This is a genomic window from Streptomyces sp. NPDC001980 (assembly GCF_040296885.1).
GTDB lineage: Bacteria > Actinomycetota > Actinomycetes > Streptomycetales > Streptomycetaceae > Streptomyces.
The window spans coordinates 76,421-90,674 of sequence record NZ_JBEOYD010000034.1 but is presented as its reverse complement, the minus strand read 5'-3'; the positions used below and the strand labels follow the sequence as shown (position 1 = coordinate 90,674).

Sequence of the window (14,254 nt, the reverse complement as noted above, 5' to 3'; positions counted from 1 at the left end):
GAACTCAGAAGTCCTCGGCGAGAACCCGTTCCATCGCCCGCTCGGCGAGCGCGGTGATGGTGACGAACGGGTTCACGCCGATGTTCCCGGGCACGAGCGAGCCGTCCGTGACGTACAGCTTCGAATACCCCTTCACCCGTCCGTAGTCGTCGGTGGCCTTGCCCAGCACGCAGCCGCCCAGCGGGTGGTAGCAGAAGTCGTCCGCGAACACCTTGCTGCCCGACCCGAACAGGTCGTACCGGTAGATCGTGGCGTTGGCGAGGTTGATCCGGTCGAACAGCTTCTTGGCCATGGCGACCGAGACCGCGCTCTGGGCCGCGGTCCAGCCCAGCTTCACCCCGTCGCTCGCGGAGTCGTAGGTGAAGGACGCCCGTTGCGGGTTCTTGGTGATCGCCAGATACAGACTCACCCAGGTCTCGAACCCGATGGGCAGCGGGGCGATCTCCGCGAAGACCGGGTTGTCGGTGTTGGCCCAGTCGTCGATGCCCATGACCGGCATGGTCGCCTGGTTGGCGCCGGTGGTGTCCCAGATGTGGTTGGCACGCCCGAGCATGGTGTTGCCGTTGGTGCTCCAGCCCGCCCCCACACTGGAGTTGAGCGCGGGCAGCGCCCCGGTGTCCCGGGCCCGGACGAGCAGCTCGGTGGTCCCGAGGCTCCCGCCGCCGAGGAACAGGTAGGTACAGCTGTACTGCTTGCTCTCGACGACGGCCCCGGTGGTGTCGATCCGGTCGACGCTGAGCACGTACGACCCGTCGCTCGCCCGCGTGACGGCCTTCACCTTCTCCAGGGTGTGGATGGTGAGGTTGCCGGTGCCGAGGGCGGCGGCGAGGTAGGTCTTGTCGAGGCTCTTCTTGCCGTAGTTGTTGCCGTAGATGACCTCCTGGGCGAGCGCGGACCTGGTGGCGGTGCCGGCGGCCTCCTGCTGCATGTAGCCGAAGTCGTAGACGTTCGGCACGAAGGTGGTCTTGAGCCCGGTGTTGGCGGCGGCCTTCCGGGACGTCCGGGTGAACTGGTACCACTCGGTCGACTCGAACCAGGTGGAGTCGACGGTGTTGACGCCGAGCATGGTGCGGGCACGCGGGAAGTACGTGCTGTACATCGCGGTCGCGTCGACGGTCGGGAACTGCTCGGTGAAGTAGGACTGGAGCGGGGTCACGGCCATCCCGCCGTTGACCAGCGAACCGCCCCCGACACCGCGTCCCACGTACACGGACATGTTGTCGTAGTGCACCCGGTCGAGCACTCCCGGATAGGCGGTGATGTCCTTGTTGACGACGTCCAGCCAGAGGAAGGTGGCGAGCGGGGCCTCGGTGCGGGTCTTGAACCACATGGACCGCTTGTCCGGGGCGGCGGTGGAACAGAAGATCTTGCCGTCGGAGCCGGCGGTGTTCCACAGCTGACCCATCTCGATCATGAGGGTGCGCACCCCGGCCTGTCCGAGCCGGAGCGCGGCCACGGCCCCGCCGTACCCCGAACCGACCACGATCGCGGGTGCGTTGTCGACGTCGGCCGCTTCCTCCGCGGCCTGCGCCGACTGGAGACCGACACGGGTGAGACCGGCCGCGGCGGCGGTCTGGAGGGCGATCATGCCCAGGATGTGACGTCTAGTCAGCTGACGCTGCATCAGTTTTGCTGTCATGTGCGCAGCATGTGCGGACTTTCCGGTTCCGCCTAGGCCTGCGGCAGAGTTGGACCGCGCGTTTGGAACAGACTTTTCCCGGTCGGCGGAGGGGGAGCACCGCACCATGAAGGAAGCCTGGCTACGAGGCGTCGCGGCGAACCCGGCGGCCCCGCCCGACGTCCTGCTGCGGCTGCTGGACCCGGCGGCTGAGGCGGCCTGGGAGGTGCTGTGCGAGGGGCGCGCGCTGCCCGCGGAGGTCGTGGACGCGGTGATCGCACACCCGGACCCGAAAGTCCGCAGGCGGTTCGCCCGCAACCCGCACGCGGCCCCCGCCGACCGCGGCAGACTGGCCACCGACCCCGACGCCAAGGTCCGCGCCCACCTGGCCGGAGGCCCCCGTCCGGGACGGCACCCGCGCCAGGCGCTTCCGGACGACGTCCTCGTGACCCTGCTGACCGCGCGGGACGAGGACTTCGGGCCCGGTCAGCTCGTCTCGACGGCGGAGGTCGCCCAGGAACTCGTGGCGTCCGGCCAGCTCCCGGCGTCCTTCCGGCACCGGGCGGTCCGCCACGAGAACCCCGCGGTGCGCGTCTACGGCGCGCACCACTGGATCTGGCTCGGCCCCGCGCAGCGCGAGGCGCTCCTCGCCGATTCCGACCCCACCGTGCGCGAAGCCGCCCGCGACGCCGGCCGGCACCTGGACCCGGCGGCCATGGAGGCCGAACTCCCCGCACCTGACTGCCACCAACGCAGCCTCATGCTCGGCGAGTACGCCGTCTCCCGCGCCGTGGTCGAACGCTGCCTCGCCGAGAACCGCAACCTCTACTCCCTCGCCCGCAACCGCCACACCCCCGCCGACGCGGTGGCCCGTCTCGCCCGGGACCCCGACCCCGAGGTCCGCGAACGGGTGGCCGCGAGAGCCGACCTCACCCCCGCCCTGCTGGCGGAGCTGTCCGAGGATCCGGCACCCGTGGTGCGCACCCGGGCCCTGCTCCAGCCGCTCCCCCGCACCTGGGGACAGCGCGCCGCCATCGACCGGGTCATCGGCCGCACCGCCGAGCAGATCGGCCGGCTCCCCACGATGCTCACCGAGCCCGATCCCGGCTGGTACACGGAGTGCGCCATCTCGGACCACCCGCTGCTACGACGGCTGGCCGCGACCTGCCCCGCGCTCCCCGAGGACCTGGCCCACCGACTGGCCGAGGACCCGGACACCGAGGTCCGCCACCTCCTGGCCCTCAACCACCCGCTCGCACCCCCGGCGACGCTCCTGGAGACCTTCGTCGCGGCCCCACGCCAACGCCCCTGCCTGCTCTCCCTCCCCCGCCTCCCCCGCACGGGCCTGGCCCGCCTGCTCACCCACGAGGACCCGGAGGTACGGGCCCTGGCGGCGGCCGACCCGACCTTGGACCGTCCGCCGGTGGCCCTGCTGACCGACCTCGACCCGAGGGTCCGCAGAGCGGCGGCGGCCAATCCGCTGATCCCGCCGAACCTCGACGACCCGGACCTGGCGGAGGGTGCGGCAGCCAACTCGCGGCTCACGGCGGAGCAGTTGCACAACTTGCTCGATCAATGTGACCTACCGCCCCTGTAGCGCCCCTCTTTTTTTGAGGGCGCGGGGAACTGCAGCGGACTTCGCCGCCCCCCTTACAGCAACGCCTTCAACCTCTCCGCAAGGAGATCCCACCGCCACTTCTCCTCGACCCACCGCCGCCCGCGCTCCCCCATCCGCTGACGCAGTTCGGAGTCCCCCAGGAGCGCCACGATGCGCTCGGCGGCCTCCTCGGGGGACCCGCCTCGCACCACCCACCCGGTCTCCCCGTCAAGGACCGCGTCCGGCGCACCCCCCGAATCCCCCGCCACCACCGGCAGCCCGGTCGCCGAGGCCTCCAGGTACACGATCCCGAGCCCCTCCACGTCCAGCCCGCCCCGCCGGGTCCGGCACGGCATGGCGAACACGTCACCCGCGCCGAAGTGCGCGGGCAGCTCGGCCCACGGCACGGCCCCCGTGAACCGCACCGACGCCTCGACCCCGGTCTCCCGGACCAGGCGCCGCAGCTCCTTCTCGTACGGCCCGCCGCCCACGATCAGCAGCACCGCGTCCGGCTCGGCGGCCAGGATCAGCGGCATCGCGAGGATCAGCGTGTCCTGCCCCTTGCGCGGCACCAGCCGCGACACGCACACGACCACCGGCCGGTCGGCCAGGCCCAGCCGCGCCCGCACCTCGGCACCCCCCGAGCCGGGGTGGAAGGTCTTCTCGTCCACCCCCGGCGGCAACTGCACCATCCGCGCCGCCGCCCCGGCGCTCAGCGCGGTCGCGATCCGGGACCGCGTGTACTCGCCGAGATACGTGATCGTGTCGGTCGCGTCCCCGATCCGCCCGAGCAGCTGCCGGGCCGCAGGCAACTGGGCCCAGCCCGCCTCGTGCCCGTGGGTCGTGGCGACCAGCCGCCGCGCCCCGGCCTTCCGCAGCGCCGGGGCCATCAGGCCCAGCGGGGCCGCCGCCCCGAACCACACCGACGTGCACCCGTGCTCCCGCAGCAGCCCGACCGCCGTCCGGGTCGCCCCGGGCGTCGGCAGCAGCATCGTCGTACGGTCGCGTACGACGGTGAAGGGCTGCTCCGCATCGAACGCGGCGGTGGCCTCGACGCCCTCCCGGCCCCGCTTCCAGGTGGACGCGTAGACGACAAGCCGCTCGGGGTCCAGGCGCAGGGCCATGTTGTGCAGGAATGCCTGGATACCGCCCGGCCGGGGCGGGAAGTCATTGGTCACGACGAGGGTCTTGTTCATCGGCGCCGACCCTACCTGCACAGGGTGTTCGGCCATGCTTCATGGCCCCCGCACAGGACGCCGGGAGATCATGTGGCCCATTCGACACGGCGATGCCGACGGACAGGGGCTCAGGTGGACAGGACGGGCGTGCGGCGTGCCCTGGCGTTGCCGCTGGTCATCTGGGGTGCCACCCGGCTGGTGCTGCTGCTGTTCGTCCTGAAGGTGTGCGTGTTCCCGGGTGCGGACGTCACGTCGGACGTGTCGGTCATCTACCAGGGCTGGTACGAGGTCCTGCGGCACGGCACGTTTCCCCTGGACGACGTCACCTGGCAGTACCCGCCCGCGGCCGCCCTGGCGATCCTCTCCCCCGGCCTCCTCCCCTTCCTGGACTACCCGACCGCCTTCTTCGTGCTGGCCTGCCTCGCCGACCTGGTGGTCCTCTCCCTCCTGCTCTACGCCGGCCTGCGCCCCGGCCGCACCCTGCGCGGCGCCTGGGTCTGGGTGCTGGGCGTCCCGCTGCTCGGCCCGACCGTCTACTCCCGCTACGACCTGATGGTCACCGCCGTCGCCGTCGCCGCGCTGCTCGCCGGGGCCCGGCACCCCCGGCTCATGGGCGCGCTGGCGGGCTTCGGCGCGATGGTCAAGGTGTGGCCGGCGCTGCTGCTCGTGGGTGCGGTACGGCGGCGGGCCTGGGCGTCGGCGGCCGTCACAGCGGGTGCGGTCGGAGCACTGTTCGCGGTGGCCATGCCGGGCGCGTTCTCGTTCCTGACCTTCCAGCGGGACCGGGGCACCGAGGTGGAGTCCCTCGGCGCGCTGGTCCTCCACGTCGCCCGGCACTTCGGCTGGCACGGCGAGGTGCTGCTCAACTACGGCTCGATCGAGTTCCTCGGCCCGCACGTGAAGGCGGTGAGCACGGCGGCCCTGCTGCTCACCGCGCTCGCGTTCGGCTGGCTGCTGCTGTGGCGGCTGTCGGCGGCCCGCTTCCGCTCCCACACGCTCGCGGACGCGGCCTTCACCGCCGTCCTGATGTTCACGGTCACCAGCCGGGTGATCAGCCCCCAGTACATGGTGTGGCTGGTGGGCCTGGCCGCCGTCTGCCTCTGCTTCCGCGCCGGCCGCATGACCCTCCCGGCCGTCCTGCTCCTCCTGGCGGCCTTCGTGACGGTCCTGGAGTTCCCGGTCGGCTTCTCGCACGTCGTCGTCAGCGACTGGTACGGCATCACCCTGCTGCTCCTGCGCAACGGCCTGCTGGTGGCGGCCACGGTCACGGCGGCCCGCGCGCTGTGGCGCTCCACGGTGACCGAGGACGCCGTCGCCCCCTTCCCGGCTCAGGCGACCCCCGCGAAGGAGACCCCGGTCTCCTCCTGAGCCCGGGTGCGACCGGCTCAGCCGCCCAGCTGCGCCGTCAGGTAGTCCCGCCAGCGGGCGGTGAAGTCCGGCAGGGTCGTGCCGAGTTCCGTCCTCAGGGCGTCCTCCACCGCGCCCGCCCGTTCCTTGTGCGCGCCGACGGCCCGGTAGAAGGCGCCGAGCTTCTCCTCGCCCCAGTGGGCGGCGATCATCCGGCAGGCCAGCCAGCCGCCCTCGTAGGCCTGGGCCAGTTTGGTGGGGTCGTCGGTGAAGCCGAAGTCCTTGTCGGCGGGGAGGTCTTCGGGGGCGTCTCCGGCCTCGACGGCGCGGGCGAGTTCGGGGGCCGCCTCGGTGGGCGTGCGGCCGGTGTCGAGGTAGCCGATCCAGTCGGCGTAGCCCTCGGAGAGCCAGAGCGGGGTGGCGGCCGTGGTGTGGGCGCGGGTGGCCACGTGGGTCGTCTCGTGGGTGAGGACGACCTGTCTGCCGACCGCGCCGAGGACGGCGTACGCCTCCGGGTTGAGGATGACCCGGTCGGCCGGGGCCTGGCCGGAGCCTCCCGCCTCGCCGGTGGTGACGGCGGCGATGCCCTTGTAGTTGGAGGCGGGGGCGCCCAGCAGGCCGGCCATGCCGTTCAGCGACCCGGGCACGAGCAGGACCACCCGCTGCGTCCAGTCCGTGCCCCAGGCCTTGGAGACCGCGGGGACGGCGGTGTCGGCGAGGCGGGCGTAGCCGCGCAGGGTGGTCCGGGACTGGCCGACGCCCAGGACGAGGGTGTGGGTGGTCTTGACGGCGGTCACCTTGCCCTGGTCCCAGAGCTGCTGCCCGGACTTCTCGGCGGGCTTGTCGTATGTGACATACCACTTTCCGTCGGCGGTGCGGCTGAGGGTCAGCGCCCGGTCCGTCGTCACCGGCGCCTTGTCGTACCCCTGTATCCGGTAGCTGAGCTGCGCGTCGGCGGTGACCCCGGCGCCGTCGGGGTGGAGGGCGGTCAGCCGGTAGCTCCAGTCCGCCAGCGGCACGGCCCGCAGGTCGGCGTACGAGCTCCGGGTGCCGGTCTCGGCGTACGCCTGCTCGTCGTGGCCGAGGACCGCGGCCGAGCGGCGGTCCAGGACCTGCTGCACCTCGGCCATGGCCGTGCCGGTCGACGACTGCCCGCCGCCGCATCCGGCCAGCGGCAGGAGCAGCAGACACAGCCCCACCGTTCCTGAGCGCCACACCCGTCCACGACCAGCCACTTTCCGATCGTAAGGGCAGGAGCCCGGAAGTCAGGGCCGGGTGACGGAGGAGACCGGCATCATTCCGACCGGGTCGTAGCGGACCGGGGCGCCGGGGTAGGGGGCGTGGATGACCTGGCCGTTGCCGACGTACATGCCCACGTGGCTGGCGTCGGAGTGGTAGACGACCAGGTCACCGGGTTGTGCCTGGGAGAGCGGGACCTGGTGGCCGACGTGGCGCTGCTCCTGCGAGGTGCGCGGGAGGTGGATCCCGGCGTGGGCGTACGACCACTGCATCAGGCCCGAGCAGTCGAAGCCGGAGGGGCCGCTGGCGCCCCAGACGTAGGGCTTGCCGAGGGCGGAGCGGGCGGCGGCGATCGCGGCGGCGGCGCGGGCGTCGGTGGCGGCCGCGCCGGAGAGGTCGGGCAGGTCGGCCCGGTCGTCGCCGCGGGAGGCGTGCTCGAAGGCGACACGGTCGGCGGCGGGCATCGCGTTGAGCAGCCGCCGGGCCTTGGCGAGCTTCCGCTCCACGACGGCCTTGTGGGAGGCGACCGCCTTGCGGCTCTTCTCCAGCTCGACGAGGTTCCCGGCGGCCTCGGCGCGCTCCTGGGCGAGTTCGCGCATCGCCGCCTGGAGCCGCCTGAGCTGCCCGGCCTGGCGGGCGTCGACGCGGTCGAGGAGGGAGGCCCGGTCGAGGTAGTCCTGCGGGTCGTCGGAGAACAGCAGGGCCACGGTGGGGTCCATACCGCCGGAGCGGTACTGGGCGCCGGCGAGCGAACCCAGCGCCTCCCGCAAAGTGTTGATGCGCTCCTGCTGGCGGGCGATGCGGTCCTGGGAGTCGTTCACCTCGCGGCGCAGCGCACCGGCCCGCTCGTCGGCCTTGTCGTAGGCCTGGGTCGCCTCCTCGGCCTGCCGGTACAGCCGGTCCACCTCGGCACGGGTGTCGGCGTGCGGGGCGGCGCTCGCCGGTACGGCACCGAGCGCGGCGGCCGCGGCCGACAGCACGCAGATTGCGGCACCGGCGCCCCGGTTGAACCCGGACGACGATGCGAGACGGCGATGAGACCCCACGGCGGTCCTTCTGCTGGCGGACAGGTACCGCTTCCTCCGGCGCGGGGACGGGGGTGCCCCGGCGCCGGAGGAAACGCGCCCGACAGTAGCCGCGTGACCACACCCCGGCCAAAGACCTCGGCGGCCACACAACGTGACGCCCCGCCGCTGACGCAGGTCACCGGCGGGGCGTGGAGTCAGTTCCGGTTGCCGCGATTCGCCCGTTCGGGCGCCACGGCAAGTTGATCTTCGGCCGTACGGGTGTCGCGGTAACCCGGTGGAGTCAGATCCGGACGCCGAACTCGAAGGTCATGTCGCTCATCGCCTCGTAGCGCACGACGGCACCGGTGTGCGGGGCGTGCAGCACCTGGCCGTTGCCGGCGTACAGGCCGACGTGGTGGTAGTCGCCGTAGAAGATGACCAGGTCGCCGACCTTGAGGTCGCTCTCGCTGTAGATGCGGGTGCCGGCGTTGGCCTGCGCCTCGGAGGTGCGCGGGATGGTGACGCCGGCCTGGGCGTAGGCCCAGGAGGTCAGGCCCGAGCAGTCGAAGGAGGACGGGCCGGAGGCGCCGTAGACGTACGGCGAGCCGATCACGGACTGGGCGGCGGCGAAGGCGCTGGCGGCCCGGCCGGAGGCGGAGCCCGTGTTGCCGAGGTCCACGCGCGAGGAGGCGCGGCTGGCGGCCTGGGCCTGCTCGGCGTCGAGCGCCGCCTTCTCCTTGGCCGTCAGGGTGTTGAGCAGCTTCTGCGCGTCGGCGAGCTTGCCCTGGACGGCCGACTTCTGCTTGGCCAGCTCGGTGCGGGTGGCAGAGAGGTCCTTGAGCTTGTCGGAGGCCTCTGCCCGCTCCTGGGCGAGTTCGCGCTGTTTGTCCTGAATCTTCTTCAGGGCCTCGACCTGCTGGCTGCTCAACTGGTCGAGCGTGGACGCCTTGTCGAGGTAGTCGTCCGGATCGGACGAGAGGAAGAGCTGGACCGACGGGTCGATGCCACCCGAGCGGTACTGCGCGGTGGCCAGCGAACCGAGGCTGTCCCGCAGCTTGTTGAGGTCTTCCTGACCACGGGCCACGTTGTCCTGGATCGTGGATATTTCCTTCTGCAGCTTCTGCTGCTTGTCCTTGGCCCCGTCGAGCTTCTCGGTGGCCTGCTCGGCCTCCTCGTAGAGCTTGTCGACCTTCGCCTTGACCTCGTCCTTGGTCAGCTTCTCGCTGGGTGCCGCGTTGGCGGCGTTGGCGCTGAGGACTACGGCGGCGGCCGCTGCGGTGGTGAGCACGGTCACGCGCGCACGGCTCGGCTGCTTGGGTCGACGATGGGACGCCACGGAGACGGGCTCCTTCGTTTGAGTGATCACCCGTGTGGAGGTTCGAGCCCAGACCCTAGTGACCTACCTGTGATCAGTTCAAACCCAGCAGCGAAAAAAGTGGTCACGCAACGCACTCTTTGCACATAACTCACGAGCAGTAATGCACGATTGACGCTACGTTGCGTGACGGTTCGGTCAATTCGGGCATTGCATATGCGGGTTGCACGTTCAGGACAGTCGCTTCAGAAGCATCGCAGAAGCGACCGGACGGGCCCCCGCCTTCGCGACCCCGTCGGCGACCTCGCGATCGGTCGAGGCGACGATCACCGGACGGCCCGGCGGCTCGGCGCGCACCAGCTGGCGGATCAACTCGTCGGCGGTGACACCGGGCTTGGAGAAGAGGACGCGGACCCCGCGCGGCGGGGCGAGCAGCACCGGCGCGGCCAGCTCGGCGCCGTCGAAGACACAGGTGACCTCGGCGCCGGTCTGGGCGGCGAGCTGGGAGAGCTGGCCGAGCAGCCGCAGCCGCTGCTTCTCCAGCGGCATCTGCGGATAGCCGGTCTTGGTCACGTTGTAGCCGTCGACGACCAAGTGCGCCTGGGGCAGGGCGAGCAGCTGGTTGAGGATCGCCGGGTCGTGCTCGGACAGTGCGCGCGCCGCGATGTCCTTCGGGGTCATTCGTCCCGGTTCGACCGCGTCCACGGTCTCGGCGGGCCGCACCGAGACCGGCGGCAGGGCAAGCTCCCGGCGCAGCCCCTGGGCCGCGTCGAGGACGGTGTCGAGCAGCAGCCGCAGCCGCATGTCCTCGACGCTGCGCCCCTCCCGGGCGGCCCGGCGGCTGGCCTCCAGGGCCGCCTCGGCCTCGCCGAGCCGGGCCTTGAGCCGCCGGCTCTCGCTCTCCGCGGCGGACACCAGGGACTGCCCCTCGGCCCGCCCCGCCTCCATCTCGGCCTGCAGCTTGCGCAGCGCCGCCTCGCCGCGCTTCACGTCGCTCAGCGCGGCCCGCAGCTTGCGATGAAGCGATTCCGCTTCCCTCTTGGCCGCGTCCAGCTCGGCGCGCAGCCGCTCCGTCTCGGACCGGGTCAGCTCCCGGGCCCGGTCCAGTTCCTCGCGCAGCCGCTCCAGTTCGGCCCGGCTCTCCTCGTCGGCCCGCTCGGCGTCGGCCCGCTGGGCCTCCTCGCCGGCCGCCGCCACGAGCTTCACCCAGCCCGTGGGGCGCAGCACATAGGCCGCGGCCGCCACGTCGAGCGGGTCCGCGGCCGGGGGCGGGGAGCCGGAGTCCAGGGCGCCGGCCAGTTCCGGCTGGGCCTCTCTCAGCTTCTCCCCGATCCGCTGCCGGAAGAGGGTGTCCGTCTCCAGCGCGGCCGCCATCGCGTTCCCCGCGAACTTGGCCCGGCGATTCGGGGCAAAGCGGGCGTACTGTCGCAGCTGTGCGGGCAGTTCGGCGACGGTCAGCCCGCCGAACCCGTCCGACACGATCTGTACGACACGCCGTCGCACACCGTCGGGCAACGGACGGTCAAGCACCTCGGCGGTGCCGTCGCCCGGCCCCCCGCCTGTGGTCTCCACCATCCGTCACACCCCATCACCTGTACGGGGCCGGCTCCCGGTCTCAGGAGTCGGCGCCCGGCCTGTCCACGAGTTCCACCTGGTCCACCGCGTTGCACCAGCGGCAGCGCACCGACTCGATGGTCTCACTGACCACCTCGCGCTCCTCGACCTTCGGCTCACCGGCAAGGTCGAGGTGGACGTACTCGACCACCTTCGACGAGCGGGTCACGTCGAAGCGGGTGAGGTTGCCGCAGAGGGTGCAGCGCCACCGCGTCGTGGCGGTCGGCAGGGGAACCGTCATCGTGGCTTGTTCGCTTCCTTCTAGTGTCCGTGACGCGCCGTCCGGACGCGTGTGGCTCGTAACCCTACGGCCTGGCGGGTACTCGACGCCGCCCTCTCCATGGCGGCGAGGCGATCTGCACCACTGCGTCCGGTTACGCCATGCTCTATGTCCATGATCGGCAACTGGAACACGACGGCGGCCCGGACCCGGCGGAGCCTGCGGGGCACGTCCGCGCCCATGACGTACACCCTGATCGCCGTGTGCTGCCTGATCTTCGTACTCGGCCCCGCCTCCGGCTTCACCCCGTCCTACGGCACCGGAGAGGCCCTGGCGACCGCCCAGCGGGCGTATTTCCGGCACTGGGGGGTGGTGCCCGCCGACCTGTTCGACGGTCCGGCACGGGAGGCGCTCACCCCGGCCACGGCGCTGTTCATCCACGGCAGCTGGGTGCACCTGCTCGGCAACATGCTCTTCCTCTTCGTCTTCGGGGCGATGACCGAGGAACGGATGGGCCGCGTGGAGTTCACCCTCTTCTACATCGGCTGCGGCTATCTCGCGCTGCTCGGCTACGCGGTCGCCAACGCCACGTCCCCGCAGTCGCTGGTAGGCGCGTCCGGGGCGATCTCGGCGGTCCTCGGAGCGTTCCTGTACCTGTTCCCCAACGCCCGCGTGACCAGTCTCCTCCCCTTCCTCTTCTTCCTCCCGCTCCGCTTCCCGGCCTGGGTGGTCCTCCCGTTCTGGGCGGCCCTCCAGTGGCTGGCCCTGAACCAGGCCCCCTCCGGCCCCGGCGTGGCCTACCTCGCCCACCTGGTCGGCTTCGGACTCGGGTTCGGCTACGCGTGGGTCCGGTACGGAAAAAGGAAAGGCGCGAAGCGCGGCCCCGGAAGGGCGGTGGTGGGCGACGGGCGGGCGACTAAAGTGAGAAGCGCCCCAGCTCCGGCACCCGAGGGAGAGAACCAGCCGTGATCACCGCGATCGTCCTCATCAAGACCAGCGTGGACCGGATCCCCGAGATCGCGGAACAGATCGCCGCACTGGAGAGCGTCAGCGAGGTCTTCTCCGTCACCGGTACGTACGACCTGATCGCCATGGTCCGGGTGCGCGAGCACGAGGACCTGGCCGAGGTGATCCCGGGCCGGATCAGCAAGATCCAGGGCGTGGAGGGCACGGACACGCACGTCGCGTTCCGCACGTACTCCCAGCACGACCTGGAGGCGGCGTTCGCGATCGGGCTGGACAACTAGAAGGGGCGCTCACCGGAGCGCCCCTTTCAGGCAAGTCAGCTCACCGCCGGGACGCAGCGGCCGTCCTCCGTGCGGTACGACCACTTCGCGCCGTCGGTCACCAGTTCCCGTACCGCCGTCACGAAACGCTCGACGTGCTCGTCCGGCGTCCCCGCGCCGAAGCTCACGCGGATGGCGTTGAGGGACTTCTCGCCCGGTGCCGCCTCCGGTGCCCCGCACTCGCCCTGGGTCTGCGGGTCGGAGCCCAGCAGGGTCCTGACCAGCGGGTGGGCGCAGAAGAGGCCGTCGCGGACGCCGATGCCGTAATCGGCGGAGAGGGCGGCGGCGAAGTGCGAGCTGTTCCAGCCGTCCACCACGAAGCTGATCACGCCGACGCGCGGGGCGTCGTCGCCGAAGAGGGAGAGGACCCGGACCTCCGGGATCTCGGCCAGCCCGGCCCGCACCTTCTCGACCAGGTGCTGCTCGCGGGTGACCAGTGTGTCGAATCCGGCCTCGGTGAGCGCCTTGCAGGCGGAGGCGATGGAGTAGGCGCCGATGACGTTCGGGGAGCCCGCCTCGTGCCGCGCCGCGCTCTCGTGCCACTCCACGGCCACTCCCCCGTCCTCGCGCCGGGTGACCTTGCGGCTGGCGCCGCCGCCCGCGAGGTACGGCTCGGCCGCCTGCAGCCAGTCGGCGCGGCCGGCCAGGACGCCGGAGCCGAAGGGGGCGTACAGCTTGTGGCCGGAGAAGGCGACCCAGTCGACGTCCAGGTCCCGGACGGAGACGGGGTGGTGCGGGGCCAGCTGGGCGGCGTCCAGGACGATCCGGGCGCCGTGCGCGTGCGCGGCGGCCGCGAGCTCCCGTACCGGCCACAGCTCGCCGGTGACGTTGGACGCGCCGGTGACGCAGACCAGGGCCGGGCCGTACGGGTCCCGGTCGGCGAGGGCGCGCTCCAGGGTCTCGACGGCCTGCCGCGGGGTGCGGGGCGCGTTGAGGTAGGTGACGCGGGCGTCCTGCCACGGCAGCAGGGAGGCGTGGTGCTCGGTCTCGAAGACGAAGACCTGGCAGTCGGCGGGGAGAGCACGGGCCAGGAGGTTCAGGGAGTCCGTCGTCGAACGGGTGAAGACCAGCTGGTCGTCGGGGCGGCAGTCGAGGAACTCTGCGACGGTCCGGCGGGCGTTCTCGAAGAGGTCCGTGGAGAGCTGGGAGAGGTAGCCGGCGCCGCGGTGGACGCTGCCGTAGTAGGGCGCGTACGCCGCCACGTCGTCCCAGACCCGCTGGAGGGCGGGGGCGCTGGCCGCGTAGTCGAGGGCGGCGTAGGTGACCTCGCCGCCGGTGACGAGCGGGACGGTGACATCCCGCCCCAGAACGGGCAAGGGGGCACAAACGGACTGGGCGGAGGCAACGGTGGAGACGGACATGGCGGAACTCCCGTGAGAGGCGAGGCGGAATCACCGCGCGAGCGCGCGGACGACCGCGGCTCCAGCACGGAGAAAGAGAAAAAGGGGATGCAAAGGGATGCGGAGGCGGGGCTCTGCGGCCCTATCGCATTCGCTTGCTCACGGGAGACTCCTCGACGACCAGGACCCCTGGTGTCCGAGGGGTCCGCGCTTGCCGTAGACCTCGCTGCCTACGGCCTGGTCTTCACCCGGGGCACCCCGCCACGGACGGAGGGTTGCCGGACAGTCGGCCGGGGCCTCATGACTGTCACTCATGACCTGGGAAGAAACGTAGGTGAAGTGATCGCGGCCGCGCAACTCCTGTCCGGATGACGGGACGGGGGTGTTTCCCCTTTCTCCGCCGCAGCGGCGACCAGCCGCGACGGCGCGGCTGGGGTCCCCCACGCCCTTGAGGCAGTGGGGGAGGTGCCGTACCGCGCCTCAGCCCCCTGAC

12 protein-coding genes and 1 riboswitch are annotated in these 14,254 nt (G+C 71.7%); of the genes, 4 read left to right on the top strand and 8 right to left on the bottom strand.

Going from position 1 to position 14,254, the window contains the following annotated elements; all coding sequences use genetic code 11:
- Positions 1-4: 4 nt before the first annotated feature.
- The gene (locus ABT137_RS37860) at positions 5-1,639 is read right to left on the bottom strand and encodes a GMC oxidoreductase (RefSeq protein ID WP_502984642.1); all 1,635 of its coding nucleotides are present in this window, start codon (positions 1,637-1,639) and stop codon (positions 5-7) included.
- 106 nt (positions 1,640-1,745) lie between these two features.
- On the opposite strand from ABT137_RS37860, the gene ABT137_RS37855 reads away from it, so the two are divergent.
- Positions 1,746-3,215, top strand: coding sequence for a serine/threonine-protein kinase (locus ABT137_RS37855; RefSeq protein WP_351715887.1), 1,470 nt, complete (start codon positions 1,746-1,748; stop codon positions 3,213-3,215).
- A 53-nt stretch (positions 3,216-3,268) separates the two neighbouring features.
- Here the strand turns inward: ABT137_RS37855 and ABT137_RS37850 are convergent, their stop codons facing one another.
- Positions 3,269-4,411: a glycosyltransferase family 4 protein gene (locus ABT137_RS37850; protein ID WP_351715885.1), complete on the bottom strand. Its 1,143-nt coding sequence runs from the start codon at positions 4,409-4,411 to the stop codon at positions 3,269-3,271.
- Between the two features lie 114 nt (positions 4,412-4,525).
- Here ABT137_RS37850 and ABT137_RS37845 point away from each other — a divergent pair, with 114 nt between their 5' ends.
- Positions 4,526-5,761, top strand: coding sequence for a glycosyltransferase 87 family protein (locus tag ABT137_RS37845; protein ID WP_351715883.1), 1,236 nt, complete (start codon positions 4,526-4,528; stop codon positions 5,759-5,761).
- Positions 5,762-5,778: 17 nt separating this feature from the next.
- Here the strand turns inward: ABT137_RS37845 and ABT137_RS37840 are convergent, their stop codons facing one another.
- From ABT137_RS37840 to ABT137_RS37820, 5 genes are all read right to left on the bottom strand, one after another.
- A complete protein-coding gene (locus ABT137_RS37840) occupies positions 5,779-6,975 on the bottom strand; it encodes a hypothetical protein (protein ID WP_351715881.1) in 1,197 nt (398 codons plus the stop codon).
- Between the two features lie 30 nt (positions 6,976-7,005).
- Positions 7,006-8,025, bottom strand: coding sequence for a C40 family peptidase (locus ABT137_RS37835; RefSeq protein WP_351715880.1), 1,020 nt, complete (start codon positions 8,023-8,025; stop codon positions 7,006-7,008).
- Between the two features lie 262 nt (positions 8,026-8,287).
- Positions 8,288-9,322: a C40 family peptidase gene (locus ABT137_RS37830; protein ID WP_351715878.1), complete on the bottom strand. Its 1,035-nt coding sequence runs from the start codon at positions 9,320-9,322 to the stop codon at positions 8,288-8,290.
- A 210-nt stretch (positions 9,323-9,532) separates the two neighbouring features.
- Positions 9,533-10,876 carry an NYN domain-containing protein gene (locus ABT137_RS37825; RefSeq protein WP_351715876.1) on the bottom strand — a complete coding sequence of 448 codons (1,344 nt, stop codon included), beginning with the start codon at positions 10,874-10,876 and terminating at the stop codon, positions 9,533-9,535.
- A 40-nt stretch (positions 10,877-10,916) separates the two neighbouring features.
- On the bottom strand, positions 10,917-11,156 hold the full coding sequence (locus ABT137_RS37820) for a hypothetical protein (RefSeq protein WP_009309707.1): 240 nt from the start codon (positions 11,154-11,156) through the stop codon (positions 10,917-10,919).
- A gap of 153 nt (positions 11,157-11,309) precedes the next feature.
- Between ABT137_RS37820 and ABT137_RS37815 the strand changes: the two genes are divergently transcribed.
- The gene (locus tag ABT137_RS37815; RefSeq protein WP_351715874.1) at positions 11,310-12,104 is read left to right on the top strand and encodes a rhomboid family intramembrane serine protease; all 795 of its coding nucleotides are present in this window, start codon (positions 11,310-11,312) and stop codon (positions 12,102-12,104) included.
- Positions 12,101-12,382: an Lrp/AsnC family transcriptional regulator gene (locus ABT137_RS37810; RefSeq protein ID WP_351715872.1), complete on the top strand. Its 282-nt coding sequence runs from the start codon at positions 12,101-12,103 to the stop codon at positions 12,380-12,382. Before ABT137_RS37815 ends, ABT137_RS37810 begins: the two co-directional genes overlap by 4 nt.
- Positions 12,383-12,417: 35 nt before the next feature.
- Here the strand turns inward: ABT137_RS37810 and ABT137_RS37805 are convergent, their stop codons facing one another.
- Positions 12,418-13,782 carry an aminotransferase class V-fold PLP-dependent enzyme gene (locus tag ABT137_RS37805; RefSeq protein ID WP_351715870.1) on the bottom strand — a complete coding sequence of 455 codons (1,365 nt, stop codon included), beginning with the start codon at positions 13,780-13,782 and terminating at the stop codon, positions 12,418-12,420.
- 181 nt (positions 13,783-13,963) lie between these two features.
- Positions 13,964-14,080: riboswitch (SAM riboswitch) on the bottom strand.
- Positions 14,081-14,254 lie beyond the last annotated feature (174 nt).